The organism is Nonomuraea sp. NPDC050643 (assembly GCF_040654715.1).
GTDB lineage: Bacteria > Actinomycetota > Actinomycetes > Streptosporangiales > Streptosporangiaceae > Nonomuraea.
In genome coordinates, this window is the sequence record NZ_JBFAIM010000105.1 from 1 (window position 1) to 15,574 (window position 15,574).

Below are 15,574 nucleotides of genomic sequence, written 5' to 3' on the forward strand. Positions count from 1 at the left end.
GATGGTACTGCACTCGGGAGGGTGTGGGAGAGTAGGTCACCGCCGGACAATCTTTGTGGGAGGGCCCCGACATGTGTCGGGGCCCTTTCTGCGTTCCAGGGGAAGTTGTCGCCATCTTCAGCCGTTCGTTTCGCGGTGGGCAGCGGGTGGCTCGCTGTCGTAGGCGCTGGAACCCCATCTCGGATCTGTGTATGGCTGTTGGTGAGCCTGCTTGCTCGGGGCAGCCGCCAGCGGTGGGCGTGCTGCTGCAAGTGCTGCGCGGTGGTCACGACGCGACGTTCCACATCGGCTGGTTCAGCCGTCCGGCTGCGACGGGGATGAGGCGAAGCAGGGGCGGCGGGTCGGGGGTGCGTATGTCGTGGCGCGTGACGGCGTGGTTGGTGGGCGTCTTGCGATTGCTCATCGGGCGGAGGGTTCTCGCGACGACAGATTCTGCGCCGGCTGATCGAGATCGTCGTTGGTGTGAAGTGGAGTGATCAGCTCTTGTGCCGACACGGGCGGCGGGGTGGTCAGCTCTGGTGGCAACACGGGATGGCGAAGGCACTCGTTTCTGGTGGCTCTCTGGGGACGTGCCGTGGTCTCGCCCTTGTGGTGATGATCCACTTGGTGGAGGAGCTCTTGTCCTCACGACAGGCGTGGCGCGGGGCCGGTCGCCTTCGAGACTGATTCTCGAGTGGTGGATTCCGTCGGCTGATGGACGTTGGTCGCTCTGTGCGTGTTGCCCCCCGCTGAGCGTGACCATGGCCCGTGGTGTGGGAGGCGGCGCCTGTGACCTTGGCCGGGGGTCCTCCGAGCCATCTCAGTGCCGTTGAAGGACGTCACAGGGCCCGCACGCGGTCATGTGGGGCTGCTGGAGCCGGCGGTGCTACGGCTGGTCACGTTGCCAGAATCTGGCTTCTGGGTGGATATCGATACTTTCGCCCGATCTTTGAGGACTACTTCGCCGATCTCGCGGCAGAGATACGTGAGCAGACCCGTGGCTGAGGCGAGGATCAGAGGTGGAGAGTGCCCGACATGACCGTCACCGCGTGGCCCGCGAGATGGACGCGGTCCCCCTCGTGACGTACGCGGACGATGCCGCCCCTCGCCGAGAGTTGCGCCCCCACGAGAGAGTTCCGGCCGAGGCGGGCCGACCAGTACGGAGACAGCGCGCAGTGGGCCGAGCCCGTGACCGGGTCTTCCGGCACGCCCACGTTCGGGGCGAAGAAGCGCGAGACGAAGTCCGTCTCCGTGCCCCGCGCGGTGACGATGACGCCCCTCGCCTCCACCGCGGCCAGGGCTGCGATGTCGGGGGTCAGGGATCGTACCGATTCTTCCGACTCCAGCTCCACCAGCAGGTCAAGGGCGCTTTTTCCGACACGTACCGGTGCCGCGCCGAGTGCTTTCTCCAGACCGGGAGGAACCGGGACAGGGGTCACCTGCTTGGCCGGGAAATCCATTGTGATCATGTCGTCGGCGCTGCGATTCACGGTAAGCACACCGCTGGCCGTCTTGAATTCGAGGCGCCCCGTCGCCACACCGGTCGAATAGAGCACATGTGCGGTCGCCAAGGTTGCGTGACCACAGAGCGTCACCTCGACGGCAGGTGTGAACCAACGTAGCGAATCGCCTAGCAGGAAGGCTGTCTCGGAGAGGCTCATCTCGTTGGCTACGCTCTGCATCCACCGGTCAGTAACCGGAGAGTCCAGCAGGCAGACCGCTGCGGGATTACCCTTGAAAGCTGTGTCCGTGAAGGCGTCCACAGTGAAGAGGCGCATGTGGCTGATGGTATACGGGGGTCGGATATCCAGCTGCAAGCAGGCTGCAAGCCGTACAAAATGGAATTAGGGCTGGGCGTGTCGCGTGGCGAATGCGGAATCGTCGGTTACCGTCCAATGTGTAGGGACGTGCCGATTACGGTCTGTTCCTGAGGAAAGGACAAGCCGATGGGGGCAGTGCGCAAGGTGGTGAGCTACCTTGGCCTGAGCGGGGTCGATCACTACGACGAGGGTTACGACGACGACGAGCAGTACGAGGACGAGTACGTCCCCGCGACCGAGCGGGCCGCCAAGCGGTGGCGCGCGAACGTCGACTCGTCGCGGATCGTGATGGTCCAGCCGCTCAAGTACAACGACGCACCGTTGATCGGTCAGCATTTCCGTGACGGACAGACGGTGATCATGGACGTTACGGGCATGCCGTTGTCCGAGGCGACGAGGATGGTCGACTTCGCCGCCGGACTGGCTTTCGGATGTGAGGGGCGGATCGAGCGCATCGCCGAGCGCGTCTTCCTGCTCGCGCCGGCTCACGTGGAGATCGAGGTCCAGTAGACATCCTGCGCAGCGGTCTGTCGCCACCGTTCCGACCGGAACGACGGTAGGGCGGCAGGCCGACGAGCAGGTCTCAAGCAGCTCGCGGGCCGCGACGAATCAACCGGGTCAGCTCGGTTGCGTCGTCAGCGGCCTGCTTTGCGCGTGCGTCCGATTCGCGGGCGTACGCGTGCAGAGCCCATACGGCCCCTTCCGCCAGCTCCTTGAGCTCGCTGACCTGGGAGGCCACGTATGCGGCGTCGGCGGCGACGAGCTTGCGGCGCTGCCAGAGCTGCCAGCCGGCCAGGCCGATCATGGCCACTCCGGCGCCGGCGAGCAGGGTGGAGGCGAAGGCCGCACCGATCAGGCAGGCCACACCCAGGACGATCAGCACGACGGCGGCCCATGGCCGGCCGCGCGGGACGACACCCTCGGTGACGATCGACTCTTCGGCTGCGGCCAGCGACGCCTGGTCGGGCCCCTCGGGGCGCAGGTGGATGCGGTGGCCGAGCAGCGGGACCGTCAGCGTGGCCGGCGGCGCCAGGCTGCTGTCGGTCTCGAGCTCTTCGGCCACGCCCCGCAGGATGGGCGCCGCCACGTGCAGCGCGATCGCCGCGAGGTGCGGGTCGGCGCCGGGGCGCAGGTCGTCGAGCAGGTAGGAGCTCAGCGAGGCCATCGGCCCCGACGGCCCGCCCTGGCCGATGAGCGAGCGCAGCACGGCGAGCGGCTCGTCCTCGGCCCATGAGGCGACCGGGTCGCCGGAGCTGTTGTCGAGCGGCGCGGAGGAGTCGTGATCGGCCTGGCGGGCCGAGGTGATCTCCGCGCACCGCCCGCGCAGCCTGGCCAGCCGGGCGGCCGCCACGGCGGGCCTGGCCAGGTCGGGGATCTCCGCCATCTCGGGGAAGTCGGCCAGCGACGGCGGCACGACGACCGACGGCTCGCCCGGGGCGATCGCCTGCACCCACTGCTCGGGCTCGGCGTGCTCGGGGACGGACAGGGCGTCGAGTTTGCGCAGCACGAAGATCTTGCCGGCGGGACCGTACGCCCCCCGGGCGGCGGCCAGCCAGAGCGAGCGCTGGCCGTGGGAGACCGGGCGGTCGAGCGACAGCTCACCGAACGCGGTGCCCAGCCAGGAGGCGTGGATGCGGCTGCCCTGCCCGGACACCGCGAGCGCCAGGCAGAGGAAGAGCGCGGTCTGCTGCTGGTCGCGCCCGGCGGCCTTGCTCAGTGGTTCGAGTGGGTCGTCACCGCCCAGGATGGCGACCAGCGCTTCGACGGCCGGGGGCAGCCAGTAGCCGGGTACGTCAGGAAAACCCGGTGCGGCCGGAGGCGCGGTGCCCTTGGCGGCGAGGTGCGCCAGCAGCGCCTCGGCGTAGCGTTGCAACTCCGGAGCTGCTGGGGGGCTCGCAGTCAGGTCCGTGCTCAAGGCAGAGAACTCCCCCATTTCGGCCTCAATTCATGACCGCGTAAAGCCTAACCGTTGGGGCGCGCCAACCCGGTGGAGGCGCGCCCACGACGGAACGGGACACTTTGAGCCGACTGCCTGTTACATGCGCTCGGGGACAGGGACGCCCAGAAGGTCGAGCCCGGTCTCCAGCACCCGCAGGGTCAGCGCGCACAGGGCCAGGCGGGAGGCCCGGGTGTCGGGGTCGACGCCCTCCTTCAGCACCGGGCACTGCTCGAAGAAGTCGGTGAAGGCGGTGGCGGTGGCGTAGATGTAGGCGCACAGCCGGTGTGGCTCGCTGGCCGCCGTCGCGTGCTCCAGCACCGCGCCGAGGCCGAGCAACTGGAGGGCCAGGGCGCGCTCGGCCGGCTCACCGAGCCGGATGGGGCCGGTCGCGGAGGCCGGGTCGACCTCGCCCCGGCGGAAGATCGAGCGGATGCGCGCCTGGGCGTATTGCAGGTAGGGGGCGGTGTTGCCGGTGAAGGCCAGCATGCGGTCGAAGTCGAGGACGTACTCGCTGTCGTGGCTGACCGACAAATCGGCATATTTCACCGCGCCCATGCCGACGGCGTGCGCGATCTCCCGCGTGGTGGCCTCGTCGTAACCCCGGTCGGCGATCGCCGCCATGGCCCGGTCGATGGCCTCCTGCAGCAGGTCCATCAGCTTGGTGGACTCACCGGAACGCGTCTTGAACCGGCGGCCGTCCTTGCCCAGCATCATGCCGATCTGGACGTGCTCGGCCGAGACGGAGTCGGGCAGCCAGCTCGCCATCCGCGCCGCCGCGAACACCATCCGGAAGTGCAGCGCCTGCTCGGAGCCCACGACATAGAGGATGCGGTCGACCTTGAGGTCGTGGACGCGGTAGCGGATGGCCGCCATGTCCGTGGTGGCATAGCCGTAGCCCCCGTCGCTCTTCCTGATGATGAGCGGCAGGGGCTTGTCGTCGGAGCCGGTGAAGCCCGGCGGGAACACGCAGAGCGCGCCCTCGCTGAGCACCGCCGTGCCCGACGTCTCCAGGTCGTCGCAGGTCTTCTGGAGCATCGAGTTGTACATGCTCTCGCCGGCGATGTCGGCGTCGGTCAGCGTGACGCCGAGCAGGCCGTAGATCTTGTTGAAGTAACGCACGGTGGCGTCCATGAACACGTGCCACAGGCGCAGCGTCTCGGGGTCGCCCGACTGCAGCGTGGTCACCCGTACGCGCGCGCGCAGCTTGAACGCCTCGTCGCCGTCGAACTTGACCCGCGCCGCCTGGTAGAACTCCGTGCCCATGCCGGCCTCGAGCTGCCCGACCGCGGCCTCCTCGCCGATGTCGAGCAGGTGCTCGATGAGCATGCCGAACGGCGTGCCCCAGTCGCCCAGGTGGTTCTGCCTGACGACGGTGTTGCCGAGGTGCTCGTGCAGCCGGGCCAGCGCGTCGCCCACGATCGTGGTGCGCAGGTGGCCGACGTGCATCTCCTTGGCCGCGTTGGGCGCGGAGTAGTCGATCACCACGGTCTGCGACGGCGTGATCGTGCCGACGCCGAGCCGCGGGTCGGCCAGCATCTGCTGGGCCTCGGCGGCGATCCACGAGTCGTCGAGCGTGATGTTGAGGAACCCGGGGCCGCTGACCTCGACCGTGCCGGGGAAGTCGGACAGCTCGGTCTTGATGGCCTCGGCGACCTCCCGCGGGGCCCGTCGCAGACGCTTGGCCAGGCTCATCGCGACGTTCGCCTGGAAGTCGGCGAACTGGGAGGGCCTGATCAGCGGGTCTGCGTCGGCGTGCTCCGGGCCGAACGCGTGCGCCAGCGCCTGCTGGACGCGCTCGGAGAGCACTATCTGCGGGTCGGTCATGGTCTAAGGGTACCGGCGACCTTGACCGCCACGCTTATCATAAGCGCCGCCAAGATCGAGATGCCGACGGCGGTCAGATCGTTGCCGATGTCACCGGGTTCGAGGGCGAAGAAATCGCGGACGAAGGGCAGCGTCAGCCCGATCGCGAAGACCACCGCCATGGCGCCGACCATCCCCGCCCGCCACCAGGTGAGCGGCTTGGCGATCAGCGCGAGCACCCACCAGGTGGTGAGGAAGAGCGTGATCACGGCGGAGGTCTGGTCCTGGAGGAGCGTGGACGTGCCGCTGTGCGCGGCCCAGAACGACACGAGCACCGCCACCGCGCACAACACTCCCGCCGGTACGGCGAAGCGCAGCACCCGCGGCACGAACCCCGGCTTCGAACGTTCGAGCGTGGGGGCGAGCGCCAGGAAGAACGCGGGGACGCCGATGGTCAGCGCGTTCACCAGGGTGGAGTGGCGCGGCGCGAACGGGAACATGACCCCGGCCACCCCGACGACCAGCGACAGCACGATCGCGTAGAAGGTCTTGGTGAGGAACAGGTTGGCGACGCGTTCGATGTTGGCCAGCACCCGCCGGCCCTCGGCCACGACGTGCGGCAGCGTGGCGAACTTGTCGTCCAGCAGCACCACCTGGGCCACCGCCTTGGTGGCCGGGCTGCCCGCGCCCATCGCGATGCCCAGGTCGGCGTCCTTCAGCGCGAGCACGTCGTTGACCCCGTCGCCGGTCATGGCCACGGTGTGGCCCCGGGCCTGCAGCGCGGCGACGAACTCCCGCTTCTGCCGCGGCGTGACCCGGCCGAAGACGGTGTGCGTGTCGAGCAGCTCGCCGAGCTTGGCGGGGTCGTCGTGCGGCAGCGTCCTGGCGTCGATGGCGCGGTCGCCGCCCGGGATGTCGAGCCCGGTCGCGATGGCCGCGACGGCCACCGGGTTGTCGCCGGAGATCACCTTGACCGTCACGCCCTGCTCGGCGAAGTAGCGCAGGGTCTCGTGGGCGTCGGGCCTGATGCGCTGCTTGAACGTGACGAGCGCGACGGGCTCCACGACGGCCTCGCCGCTTTCCGTCGCGGCCAGGCTGTCGGTACGGCACAGCGCCAGCACACGGGTCCCCGACGTGGCCAGCTCGGCGGCCCTGTCGTAGGCGGCGCCACCCCGGAGCAGGACGTCGGGCGCCCCGAGCACCCAGGAGCCGCGCTCACCGAAGTCGGCCCCGCTCCACTTGCGCGCCGAGGAGAACGGCACGGTGGCGCGGGCCGTCCAGCCGTCGCGGGCGGCCGGGTGACGTACTTGGATGGCCTGGGCGGTGGCGTTCGGCCGGCCGTCGAGGTTGGCCAGCGCGGCCAGGGCGGCGTCGGCCGCAGAGCCGTCGAGGGTGACGGGCAGGACCTGGTCGAGGTCCATCCCGCCCGCGGTGAGGGTGCCGGTCTTGTCCAGGCAGAGCACGTCGACCCTGGCCAGGCCCTCGATCGCGGGCAACTCCTGGACCAGGCACTTGCGCCGGCCCAGGCGTACGACGCCGACCGCGAACGCGATGGAGGTGATCAGCACCAGGCCCTCGGGGATCATGGTGACGATGCCCGCGACCGCGCCGGTGATGGCGGTGCCGAGGTCGACGGCGTTGCTGAGCTGGCTGTAGATCAGCAGGGCGCCGATCGGGATGACGAGCCAGGTGATGTATTTGATGAAGTTCGCGACGCCGGCGCGCAGCTCCGAGTGGGCGAGGTGGAACTTGCTGGCCTCTTCCGCCAGTTTGACCGCGTACGCGTCGGTTCCGACCTTCGTGGCCACGAACGAGCCCGTGCCCGCGACCGCGAAGCTGCCCGACAGGACCTGGTCGCCCGGCTGCTTGTGCACGGGGTCGGCCTCGCCGGTCAGCAGGGACTCGTCGACCTCCAGCCCGTCGGACTCGACGACCTCGCCGTCGACCAGCAGGCGGTCGCCGGGACCGAGCAGGATCAGGTCGCCGAGGACCACCTGGCGGGGCGGGACCTGGCGCTCCTCGCCGTCGCGGCGGACGATGACCGGGGCCTCGTTGACGACCGCGAGCTTGTCGAGCGTGCGCTTGGCGCGCAGCTCCTGGACGATGCCGATCAGCATGTTGGCCACGATGACCAGCCCGAACAGGCTGTCCTGCCACTCGCCGAAGATCAGGATCAGCACCCAGAGCACGCCGATGACCAGGTTGAACAGGGTGAGGACGTTCGCCCTGATGATCGCGCTCAGTGATCGGCTGGACCGGCGCGGGACGTCGTTGGTCTTCGCCTCCGCCACCTGTGCCGAGGTGAGCCCCCGGACCGCTGAGGTGACCCCGTCCACATAACCCCCCGTTTCTGTGGATCGGGACACACCCTACGGCGTCACCACAGTCGGTGGGATCGGTGTGAGGCGGCTATCTTGTCGCCGATCGCGCCCACGATTCCGGCCGAGGACAGGTCGGCGGCGAGGCGGCAGGCGGCGCTGATGCCCTGGGCCTTGGAGGCGCCGTGGGCGATGACGACCGTGCCGTTCAGGCCGAGCAGCACGGCGCCGCCGTGTTCCTCGGCGTCGAGGCGGCGGCGCAGCTCGCGGATGCGCGAGCGCTGCATGACGGCGCCCAGCCTGGCGAGCCTGCTGTCGCTGATGGTCTCCCTGAGCTCGGCGAACGCGTAGCGGACCGCGCCCTCCATGGTCTTCAGCGCCACGTTCCCGGTGAAGCCGTCGGTGGTGATCACGTCGACCTTGCCGGTCAGCAGGTCGTGGCCCTCCACGTTGCCGGCGAAATCGAGGTCGGGGGTGGCCTCCAGCAGCTCGTGGGCGCGTTTGACGAGTTTGTTGCCCTTCTCGGCCTCGCTGCCGATGGTGAGCAGGCCGACCCTGGGGGCCTCGACGCCGTGGGCGAGCTCGGCGTACGTGGCTCCGAGGTGGGCGAACTGCACCAGCATCTCCGGTTTGACCTCGGCGTTGGCGCCGGCGTCCAGGAGCAGGGTGGGGGTGGGCAGCGTGGGGAGCGCGACGGCGATGGCCGGTTTGAGCACGCCCTGCTGGCCCTTGAGGCGGAGCCGGCCGGTGGCCACGATCCCGGCGGTCGAGCCGGCGGACACGACGGCGCTGGCGTCGCCGCGGCGTACGAGGTGGCAGGCGATCGCGATGCTGGAACGCGGCCGGCGCAGGCTGGCCAGGGCGCCCTCGTCCATGGCCAGCGCCTCCTCGGCCCGGACGATGGGGATCTCCTTGGTGGCGTCGTGGTCGGCGAGTGCTTCGTACAGGACGCGCGGCGAGCCGACGAGGACGACGGGCAGACCTCGCTCCCGCACGGCGTGCACCGCCCCCGCGACGATCTCGTGCGGTGCGTGGTCGCCGCCCATGGCGTCGAGCGCGATGGGCCTGCTGTCGGACAATGATCACCTCGTACGGCATCGAGCCCGCCGTCACGGCTTGGAACGCGGGCTCGGTGTGTCCGCATCGCAGGCGAGGCAGGTGCCAGGTTAACCGGCGGGTAGGCCCTGTTGGTTCCCCCGCCGGACGGTTCCAGTCCTGGCCAGGCCTAGTGCAGGTTCCAGTCGTCCTTTCCGCGGGTGACGATGACCTTGGAGAAGGCCGACGAGCCGGTGAGCCGGATCAGCGGGCCGTCGCCCTCGGAGCCGCCTGTCACGTTGCGCTTGCCGAAGATCGAACTGCCCTCGTCGATCACGTTGGCGTTGTCGGGGACGCGGACGATGAGCTTGCTGAACCGGGCGTTCGTCTCGATCGTGATCTCGCGTCCCGGCAGCACGGCGTCGGACAGGTCGATGATGAGTGCCCCGAACCGGGCGGTCAGCCTGGTGCGGCGGGAGGCCACCCAGCGGCCCTTGCGGACGACCTTGCTGAACTGGGAGGTGATGACCTGCTGTTCGATGGCGGCGGGCGCGCCGGCCGCGGTGACGTCCGGCAGGTCGCGGGTGAGGGGGACGAGGTCGCCGACCGTCTGCGCCGTGTAGGCGACGTCGAGGCGGTCGGCGTGCTCGACGCTGGTGAGTCTTCCGGTGGCGAGGGCCTCACCCAGCACCGCGGCCACGCGGTCGCGGTCGGCATCGGAGGCGCGCAGATCGGGATCATGAGTCACGATAAATCAGTGTAGGCCCCTTCGCGATATGTCGCGAGTGTCCGTGAACCTCAAGGAAAACTTGGAGTCCAGCGGAACCAGTGACGCCGCTAACTGCGTCCGGGTAATAAGAACCGTAGACGCGCGACAGGGTCGTGAGGTTTACACCCGATCGAACAAAAAAGATGGGAACGGCCTAGTGATCTTGAACCAGGCAGGCACGCGACGCTTCCGGGCGTACACGTCCAAGCACCTCGACGAGCTCCTGCGGCGTGCGGGGCTTGGGGACGACGAGCGGTTGAAGGTCCGCGCGGTCGCCACAGTGCTGCCCTTCAGGACAAATGCCTACGTCGTGGATGAACTCATAGATTGGTCGGCCGCGCCCGACGACCCGATTTACCGGCTGGTCTTCCCCCAGCAGGACATGCTGCCCGCCGCTGACGTAGCCCGGCTGGCCGATCTGCTGAAGGCCGAGGCGCCGAACGCCGAGATCCAGGCGGAGGCCAACCGCGTCCGCGCTCAGCTCAACCCACACCCTGCCGGCCAGAAGGAGCTCAACGTCCCGAAGATGGGCGATGAGCCGGTGCCTGGCATGCAGCACAAATATGCGGAAACGGTGCTCTTCTTCCCCAAACAGGGGCAGACCTGTCATGCGTACTGCACCTATTGCTTCCGCTGGGCCCAGTTCGTCGGTGACGCGGACCTGAAGTTCGCCTCCGACGACATCGACCAGATGGTGAGCTACATCCGCCAGCATCCCGAGGTCACCAGTGTGCTGATCACCGGCGGCGATGCGATGATCATGGGTGAGCCCGTCATCAGGCGATACATCGAGCCGCTGCTCGCGATCGAGCAGCTCGAGTCCATCAGGATCGGCACCAAGGCGCTGGCCTACTGGCCGCAGCGCTTCACCACCGATCCCGACGCCGACGCCACGCTCGGCCTCTTCGAGGAGGTGGTGAACGCCGGGAAGAACCTCGCGTTCATGGCCCACTTCTCGCACCCGCGCGAGCTGGAGTCGCCGCTGGTCGAGTCGGCGGTCAAGCGCATACTCGGCAGCGGGGCCACGATCAGGACCCAGGCGCCGCTGATCAGGTCCATCAACGACGATCCCGCCGTGTGGTCGGACATGTGGCGGCGGCAACTCCGGATGGGGATGATCCCCTATTACATGTTCGTGGAGAGGGACACCGGGCCACAGGACTACTTCGCGGTCCCGCTGGCGCGGGCGTACGAGATCTTCAGGGACGCCTACGCGAGCGTCTCCGGCCTGTGCCGCACGGTGCGCGGGCCGTCGATGTCGGCCACGCCGGGAAAGGTGTGCGTCGACGGCGTCATGGAGATCGCGGGGGAGCAGGTGTTCATGCTCCACTTCATTCAGGCGCGCGACCCGTCGCTGGTGGGGCGACCGTTCTTCGCGCGCTACGACCCGTCGGCCGTCTGGCTGACGGATCTGCGGCCGGCCTTCGCCGACCGTTTTCCGTTCGAATCGGCAGAAGCGCTGCTGCCTGTCTGATCCGGTCGCGCGCGTCCACCGCTACCGGAGAAAATTTACGCCCCCGGCCCGTGACATTTGTTTTCGCGACCCTTTGTTCACGGGCCGCAGGGGCGCTCCTCCACGATGGGTCAGCTCCCGCGCCCGGGTGCGCGAAATATCAGAAACAAGACCCATCTATTTCCCGTTTTGTCTTCCCGCTCAACGCTCCCCCTTTACTAGGTAACCGGGCTGCAAACCCCTGCTACATGGGCATTCATGCGCCTGCGGCCGATCACGGCGAGTGATAGAACTGCATCCGTAGCTCAGCCGTGTCGGCACGCTTCGTGTGGTGCCCATAGCGCGCACGCCACGGCATTCGGGGGTTATCGATTCGCATTTCCACCGCATTCGAGAGCGATCGATCACGAGCCGGGAAGGCAATCATGAATCGAGTAGTCAAGACGGCGGTAGCCGTCACAGCATTCGGCTTGGCGGCGGCGGCAATGGCCGTGCCGGCGCAAGCGGAAGTTCACCACAACACCGCCAGGTACGCCTTCATCGACGGCCCGGGCGGAGGCACCACGGCGAGCAGCCCGCTCGGCGGCGTCCTGGGCAGCCTGGTCAACGGCGGCCTCCTGGGCACGCTGCTCGGCCAGGGCAAGCCGAAGTCCGCGGCTCACCCGGAGATGACCGAGGCCGAGCGCGACGCCGCCGCGGAGAACGCCGCGCGGAACGCCGGACAGAACAGCGCGGAAGAGGCCGGCGGCGCCAACGCGGCCGAGGACGTCATCCGTCAGGGGAGCCCGCTGCCGGAGCTGTCGCCCATCGTCGGCGGCATCCCGTTCGGCGGGGGCGGCCTGCCCCTCCTGGGCGCCGCGCGCATGGCTCAGCCGGGGACGCCCTCGGTCAAGACCGGCAAGCAGGGGCAGACCGGGACCGTGGCCCAGAGCAGGACCGTGGACAGCGCCGTCGGGGCGATGGGCGGCATGCTGCAGTCGTCCGTCGGCGGCGCCATGGGCAAGGTGTCCACCGCCAGCCTGCTGCCGGACTCCGGCAGCGGCGCCACGACCAAGACCATGAACAGCACCACCAAGGGCGTCGAGGCGCTGTCGACCGACACCCTCTTCTTCGGGGTCACCCAGGCCACCCGGCGCGCGCTGCCGCAGTCCACGAGCGCTGAGCTCTCCCCGGTGATCGGGCAGGTCGCCCCCGCCGAGATGGCGCCGATCGCGGAGGCGCTGCCCGGCACCTCCCAGGTCGCCTCCCTGGACGAGCTCACGCCGGTCATCGAGGACAGCTCGGCCTTCGTCGCGAGCAGCGGCACCAACGCCACCGGCCGCTACAGCGACGTCGTCGCCGCCCTCGGCTGGAGCACCGACGCGCTGACGAGCTCGGTGCGGGGCCCCTGGGCTCGCGACTAGGCGAGGCAGGCGCTGAGGAGCGCGGCCGGCCGAAGAGCAGGCACGACGGTTCGCGGGCGTCCCAGGTGCCGACGCCCGGGCACCGGCCAGGCCGGCGACGAGGTCGCGCGCCACAGCGGTTCCCCGGCGGCAGGTTCTCCCCCTCCGACCGGAGGGCCGCCTCCGATCGGCGGGCGTACTTCTGCCGGGACGCCGTCTTCGGCGGAAGGGTTCACTTCCGCCGGGGCCGCCGTCCTCGATCGGAGGGCTCTCTCCAGCGGGACGCCGTCGCACTGACGCGGCAGGCCATGCGGAGCGCTCACAGGTGCCGAGCGCCCGGAGGCACTGGCACGCGTGGGGTGCGAGCCTCCGCGTGAGCGGGAGGTTTCATGACGGGCCTGGGCGGACGCGCCCTCGCCCGGGGGCGCGCTCGCGCACCGCGCCGCCACTGCAGGGCGGCGGCGCCGCGCGAGCCCCCCGCCGGCCCCAGTTCTTGGGGCCGGCCTTTTTCTTTTGCGCCTGTACGACCGCACGCCTGTCCGGCCTATGACTGCGCGGCCGTACGACTGCGCGGCTGCACGCTTGTACGACTGCGTGCCTGCACGGCTGTGCGCGTTCGCGGCGATGCACGTTCGCGGCTTTACGGCCCTTATGGCCCTTACGGCGAGCCGGCGCGACCGCCACCCGCCGTGCCCGGCTGGGGGCCTCCAGGAATACGGCCGCTGACCCGCACGTGGCCGGGCGCCGTGACGCGCGCGTGCTGGGCCCTCTACCGGCTGTGCGAGGACCCGCCCGCGCCAAGGTGAGCGAGCCGCCGCGTGGCGGACGTCGGTCAGGGAGGCTGGTGCCGCCCGTGGGGCTGAGGGCTTCTCAGCGGGCCCGGGAGGCGTGAGCCAAGGGTCGGAGGTCAGGGAAGTCTGACGCCGGTGCGGCGGGCTATCTGGGCCTGCAGCCGGGCCATCTGCCAGTGCAACTCCAGGAGCTGCTCGGCGAGTTGCATTCGCGGGATCTCGGACACGTCCTCGGTGTCCAGGTGGTCAATCGCGGCTGAAAGCTCTCCCATCGCGCGCCCCCACTCCATCACCGTTCCTCGGATCGAATTGACGTTCGAATCCTATCGGAACGGCAGCCTCGATGTCAGTCTTTCGCCCCTCGCGTCGCCCTCGTTTCCGCACACAAGATCGAATGTGGGCACGGCGAAGCGCCGCGCCCGTCGCGGAGAGCGGCAGAGGTCAGCCCTTGTTGTAGGCGGCGATGACTTCCTTCGGGTCGCCATCCATCTTGATCTTGCCCTTGTGCAGCCAGATGACCCGGTTGCAGGTCTCTTCGATCACCCGCAGGTCGTGGGCCACGAGGAAGACCGTGCCGGCCGACTCGCGGATCTGGCGGATGCGCTGCTCGCTCTTCTTGCGGAACTCCCGGTCGCCGGTTGCCAGGGCCTCGTCGATGAGCAGGACGTCGTGGGTCTTGGCGGAGGAGATGGCGAAGCGCAGGCGGGCGCCCATGCCGGAGGAGTAGGTGGACATGGGGAGCTGGACGAACTCGTCGATGCCGGAGAAGTCGACGATCTCCTGGTATTTCTCCTTGACCTCGGCGGGCGTCATGCCCATGGCGTAGCAGCCGAGGACGATGTTGCGCTCGCCGGTCAGCTCACGCATGAGGGCCGCGTTGACGCCGAGCAGTGAAGGCTGGCCGTCGGTGTAGACGGCGCCCTTGTGCGGGGGCAGCAGGCCGGCGATGGCGCGCAGCAGCGTGGACTTGCCCGAGCCGTTGCGGCCCACGATGCCGATGGCGTCGCCGTGATAGGCCACGAAGGTCACGCCCTTGACCGCGTGGACCTCTTTCATCTGCGGACGGCCCTGGCGCCTCAGAATGCGCGTGAGGGCGTTGACCGCGTTGCCCTTCTCGGTGTCCGAGGCCGCCCCGTAGACCCGGTAGACGATGTGGAGGTCGTCGACGATGACGGTCGGAGTGCCCGTGGGGACGTCGAGGGGCGGCTTGCCCGGGGGCTCCGGATTGGGATGCACTCGCACATCCTTGCCGGGGACGGCGGGCTTGTCGCCCTTCACCTGTGACAGCTCCTTGGTCAGTTCAGCCACGCCCGTACCTCTCCTCGGACCGCCAGAAGTACCAGAAGCCAAAGCCGAGTGCGAACACCGCCCAGAATACGCAAGACATCCACACCATTGTCGGCGGGTGGTGGCCGTAGCCCTTGTTGTGGCTCGTGATCAGGATCTCGCGCATCCACTCGATGAAGGAGGCCGCGGGGTTGAGGTACATCACGTTGGCCACCCACTGGGGGAGCTGGGCGGCGTCCACCACTTTGTCCTGGATGGAGAAGAACACGCCGGATGCGTAGAGCCAGGTGCGGGTGATGAACGGCAGCAACTGGTTGAGGTCGCGCATCGTGGCCCCGAGCCGGGCGACGACCAGCCCCGCGCCGATGTTGAACATCGTCTGCAGCAGGAGCACGACCGGGATCATGAGCCAGGCCCACGTGGGCCATTCCTGGGTGGCGACCACGAGGGCGAGGAGCACGCCCATGGAGATGGCGAGCTGCTGCAGTTCCTGGATCGTGTAGGCCAGCGGCAGCGAAGCCCTCGGGAAGTGCAGCGCCCGGATCATCGACAGGTTGCCCGAGATCGACTTGGCGCCGGCGGTGACCGTCCGCTGCGTGTAGGTGAAGATGAACATCCCGGTGAGCAGGAACGCCGGGTAGTTGTCGATCTTGTCGTTGCCGCCCAGGATGATGCCGAACATCAGGAAGTAGATGGCGGCGTTGAGCAGGGGCGTCAGCACCTGCCATAGCTGGCCGAGAGCCGAGTTGGAGTATTTCGTGACGTTGCGCGAGGTCGCGTACGTCAGGATGAAGTGTCGCCGCTCCCAGAGCTGGCGCATGTAGACAGGGAACCTCGGCCGTGCGATGGCACGGCGAAGCCCGTATCTCTTGGCGAGCTTGGCCAGCGGCTCCTGCCCGCTTCGGCCGCCCGCCTGGGCGTCCGCGACAGCGGATTCCGGCTGGCTCATGGCAAGGACTCTATTGGATCCCGGTCGGTGGGGTGCCTGTCACGCTGGT

General features: G+C 68.9%; 13 protein-coding genes. 3 read left to right on the forward strand and 10 right to left on the reverse strand.

The annotated features are described in order from the left end of the window. Positions 1-265: 265 nt before the first annotated feature. Positions 266-403, reverse strand: a complete 138-nt coding sequence (locus tag AB0I15_RS62885; RefSeq protein WP_358119188.1) for a hypothetical protein — start codon at positions 401-403, stop codon at positions 266-268. Between the two features lie 589 nt (positions 404-992). Next, entirely contained in the window at positions 993-1,757 is a 765-nt protein-coding gene (locus AB0I15_RS62890; RefSeq protein ID WP_358119191.1) for a PhzF family phenazine biosynthesis protein, read from the reverse strand. A gap of 168 nt (positions 1,758-1,925) precedes the next feature. Between AB0I15_RS62890 and AB0I15_RS62895 the strand changes: the two genes are divergently transcribed. After that, a complete protein-coding gene (locus AB0I15_RS62895) occupies positions 1,926-2,309 on the forward strand; it encodes a cell division protein SepF (protein WP_358119194.1) in 384 nt (127 codons plus the stop codon). Positions 2,310-2,382: 73 nt separating this feature from the next. On the opposite strand, the gene AB0I15_RS62900 is transcribed toward AB0I15_RS62895, so the two are convergent. From AB0I15_RS62900 to AB0I15_RS62920, 5 genes are all read right to left on the reverse strand, one after another. Next, on the reverse strand, positions 2,383-3,714 hold the full coding sequence (locus AB0I15_RS62900; protein ID WP_358119196.1) for a hypothetical protein: 1,332 nt from the start codon (positions 3,712-3,714) through the stop codon (positions 2,383-2,385). A gap of 120 nt (positions 3,715-3,834) precedes the next feature. Further along, positions 3,835-5,562, reverse strand: coding sequence for an arginine--tRNA ligase (gene argS, locus AB0I15_RS62905; protein WP_358119199.1), 1,728 nt, complete (start codon positions 5,560-5,562; stop codon positions 3,835-3,837). Then, the gene (locus tag AB0I15_RS62910) at positions 5,559-7,877 is read right to left on the reverse strand and encodes an HAD-IC family P-type ATPase (RefSeq protein WP_358119201.1); all 2,319 of its coding nucleotides are present in this window, start codon (positions 7,875-7,877) and stop codon (positions 5,559-5,561) included. Before AB0I15_RS62910 ends, argS begins: the two co-directional genes overlap by 4 nt. Positions 7,878-7,918: 41 nt before the next feature. Next, the gene (plsX, locus tag AB0I15_RS62915; RefSeq protein ID WP_358119204.1) at positions 7,919-8,938 is read right to left on the reverse strand and encodes a phosphate acyltransferase PlsX; all 1,020 of its coding nucleotides are present in this window, start codon (positions 8,936-8,938) and stop codon (positions 7,919-7,921) included. 146 nt (positions 8,939-9,084) lie between these two features. Next, positions 9,085-9,642 (reverse strand): DUF1707 domain-containing protein, encoded by a 558-nt coding sequence (locus AB0I15_RS62920; protein ID WP_358119207.1) that lies wholly within the window; start codon positions 9,640-9,642, stop codon positions 9,085-9,087. Positions 9,643-9,820: 178 nt separating this feature from the next. On the opposite strand from AB0I15_RS62920, the gene AB0I15_RS62925 reads away from it, so the two are divergent. Together AB0I15_RS62925 and AB0I15_RS62930 are read left to right on the forward strand one after the other, a co-directional pair. Continuing rightward, entirely contained in the window at positions 9,821-11,137 is a 1,317-nt protein-coding gene (locus AB0I15_RS62925; RefSeq protein WP_358119263.1) for a lysine 2,3-aminomutase, read from the forward strand. 404 nt (positions 11,138-11,541) lie between these two features. After that, a complete protein-coding gene (locus AB0I15_RS62930; protein WP_358119209.1) occupies positions 11,542-12,519 on the forward strand; it encodes a hypothetical protein in 978 nt (325 codons plus the stop codon). Between the two features lie 886 nt (positions 12,520-13,405). Here the strand turns inward: AB0I15_RS62930 and AB0I15_RS62935 are convergent. From AB0I15_RS62935 to AB0I15_RS62945, 3 genes are all read right to left on the reverse strand, one after another. Further along, positions 13,406-13,561: a hypothetical protein gene (locus tag AB0I15_RS62935; protein ID WP_197093507.1), complete on the reverse strand. Its 156-nt coding sequence runs from the start codon at positions 13,559-13,561 to the stop codon at positions 13,406-13,408. A 169-nt stretch (positions 13,562-13,730) separates the two neighbouring features. Then, on the reverse strand, positions 13,731-14,597 hold the full coding sequence (locus AB0I15_RS62940) for an ABC transporter ATP-binding protein (RefSeq protein WP_358119212.1): 867 nt from the start codon (positions 14,595-14,597) through the stop codon (positions 13,731-13,733). Then, positions 14,590-15,525: an ABC transporter permease gene (locus AB0I15_RS62945; protein ID WP_358119215.1), complete on the reverse strand. Its 936-nt coding sequence runs from the start codon at positions 15,523-15,525 to the stop codon at positions 14,590-14,592. Before AB0I15_RS62945 ends, AB0I15_RS62940 begins: the two co-directional genes overlap by 8 nt. Positions 15,526-15,574 lie beyond the last annotated feature (49 nt).

What these genes read in the sequence shown, in the direction of transcription:
- AB0I15_RS62885 (WP_358119188.1), bottom strand. Translation starts at nt 403, where the DNA reads ATGAGCAATCGCAAGACGCCCACCAACCACGCCGTCACGCGCCACGAC.
- AB0I15_RS62945 (WP_358119215.1), bottom strand. Translation starts at nt 15,525, where the DNA reads ATGAGCCAGCCGGAATCCGCTGTCGCGGACGCCCAGGCGGGCGGCCGA.
- AB0I15_RS62890 (WP_358119191.1), bottom strand. Translation starts at nt 1,757, where the DNA reads ATGCGCCTCTTCACTGTGGACGCCTTCACGGACACAGCTTTCAAGGGT.
- AB0I15_RS62930 (WP_358119209.1), top strand. Translation starts at nt 11,542, where the DNA reads ATGAATCGAGTAGTCAAGACGGCGGTAGCCGTCACAGCATTCGGCTTG.
- AB0I15_RS62935 (WP_197093507.1), bottom strand. Translation starts at nt 13,561, where the DNA reads ATGGGAGAGCTTTCAGCCGCGATTGACCACCTGGACACCGAGGACGTG.
- argS (WP_358119199.1), bottom strand. Translation starts at nt 5,562, where the DNA reads ATGACCGACCCGCAGATAGTGCTCTCCGAGCGCGTCCAGCAGGCGCTG.
- AB0I15_RS62895 (WP_358119194.1), top strand. Translation starts at nt 1,926, where the DNA reads ATGGGGGCAGTGCGCAAGGTGGTGAGCTACCTTGGCCTGAGCGGGGTC.